Below are 1,849 nucleotides of genomic sequence, written 5' to 3'. Positions count from 1 at the left end.
CACCGTTCCCGAAATCTATGACATGCAGGCCCGCGCGATCTTCGAGGCGACCGTCCAGGCCAGCCGCAAGGGCGACCCCGTCGTCCCCGAGATCATGATCCCGCTGGTCAGCGCCATGCGCGAGGTCGAGCTGGTCAAGACCCGCATCGACGCCGTCGCGGCCGCCGTCAGGAACGAGATGCGCACCGATTTCACCTATCGCCTCGGCGTGATGGTGGAAACGCCGCGTGCCGCCCTGCGTGCCGGCGACATCGCGGCCCACAGCGCCTTCCTGTCCTTCGGCACGAACGATCTGACGCAGATGACCTATGGCCTGTCGCGCGACGATGCCGGGCGCTTCATGGGAACCTATGTGGGCCAGGGGGTCTATGCCGAGGATCCCTTCCATGTCCTGGATCAGGACGGGGTCGGAGAGCTGTTGCTGATCGGCGTGCAGCGGGCCCGCGCGCAGGCTCCGGGCATCACCCTGAGCGTCTGCGGAGAGCATGGCGGCAACCCCGAATCCATCGCGTTCTGCCATCAGGCAGGTGTGGATTACGTGTCCTGTTCACCCTTCCGCGTGCCGGTCGCGCGGCTTGCGGCGGCGCAATCGGCCATCAGAAACCGCCCGCCTGTGCCCCGGTCGTGATTCTGCAACTGCAAGTTGCTGATTTGGCTGGACATAACATCTGACCCCTACACCCATGTGCCGGAAGTTGCCGGTTTCCGCGCAACGGCGTGGCGGATTGCTGCCCAAAACCGCCTCGAACGGGCCGGTTCCGGGCCTCACGCCGAAGTGGGATGGCACAGCAGATGCCGAAAATCCTAATCACATCGTCAGCCCGCCCGGCGTGACAGACCATCCCTGTCGACCGGGCATTAATGCCCCGTCAACACGGGACCTTGTATAGGACTGTACATGCCCAAGCTGTCGAAACGGCTGGCGCACGCTCTTTTATGTGCGGCAACAGCCATGCCCCTTCTGACGACCACTGCCCTTGCCGGGGGAAACGGATCGCTTTTTTCCGCCGATACCGGCATGTTCGGCGCTTTGCAAGCCGCCGCGAACGCGCCGCGGCCCACGCCGCTGCTTTATACCGACGCGATGCCCGTCACGGTCGAGATCACTCCCGATGAGCCCGTCGAAACCCTGCATCTGGCCAACACGCGCAAGGTGATTTCCCGCGCCGATCTGGACTGCATGGCAGAGGCCCTCTACCACGAGGCCCGCGGCGAAGGTCGCCAGGGTCAGATGGCCGTGGCCGAGGTCATCCTGAACCGCGTCGACAGCGGCGCCTTTCCCCGCACCGTCTGCGGCGTGATCAACCAGCCCAGCCAGTTCAGCTATACCATCGGCGGCGCCAAGCCGATCCGCAACAAGGCCGCCTATCTGCGCGCCCAGGACATCGCGGCCGAAGCGCTGGCCGGCGCACCGCGCCAGTTGACCGGTGGCGCCACCTATTTCCACACCCCGGCGGTCAGCCCGTCCTGGTCGCGCCGTTTCCAGCGCACCGTCCAGATCGGCCGCCACATCTTCTATCGCACCAATCAGCGCGTCGCCTCGAACTGAGGTCTGCGGCGGGGGTTGCCCGCGCCGCGGATTTGCTGTGAATGGCGGATATGGAACATCCCGACCGCATCTTTCTGCGCGACCACGTCCTTTCGGCCGAGATCGGCGCCTTTCAATCTGAACGCGGCTTGGATCAGCGCCTGCGATTCAACCTTACCGTGGATCTGCGAGAGACCGTCGCGGGCAGCGGCGATCACGTCGACGCCGTACTGTCCTATGACGTACTGACGCAGGCGGTCGACACGGCGTTGGCCGATCAGCGCTACAACCTTGTCGAGACGCTGGCCGAACGCATCGCCG

General features: G+C 65.1%; 3 protein-coding genes. All 3 read left to right on the top strand.

Features of this window, described 5'->3' with window-relative positions; genetic code table 11:
* On the top strand, positions 1-628 hold a 628-nt coding region (locus TW83_RS04920; protein WP_343251964.1), incomplete at its 5' end, for a putative PEP-binding protein.
* Between the two features lie 324 nt (positions 629-952).
* The gene (locus TW83_RS04915) at positions 953-1,549 is read left to right on the top strand and encodes a cell wall hydrolase (RefSeq protein WP_052714635.1); all 597 of its coding nucleotides are present in this window, start codon (positions 953-955) and stop codon (positions 1,547-1,549) included.
* A gap of 41 nt (positions 1,550-1,590) precedes the next feature.
* Positions 1,591-1,849: dihydroneopterin aldolase (locus tag TW83_RS04910; protein ID WP_239441286.1), on the top strand; the 259-nt coding region annotated here is incomplete at its 3' end.

This window comes from Paracoccus sp. S4493 (genome assembly GCF_000967735.1).
In the GTDB taxonomy this organism is placed as follows: domain Bacteria; phylum Pseudomonadota; class Alphaproteobacteria; order Rhodobacterales; family Rhodobacteraceae; genus Paracoccus; species Paracoccus marcusii.
The sequence above is the reverse complement of the archived record's forward strand: the minus strand, read 5'-3'. Positions and strand labels throughout refer to the sequence as shown.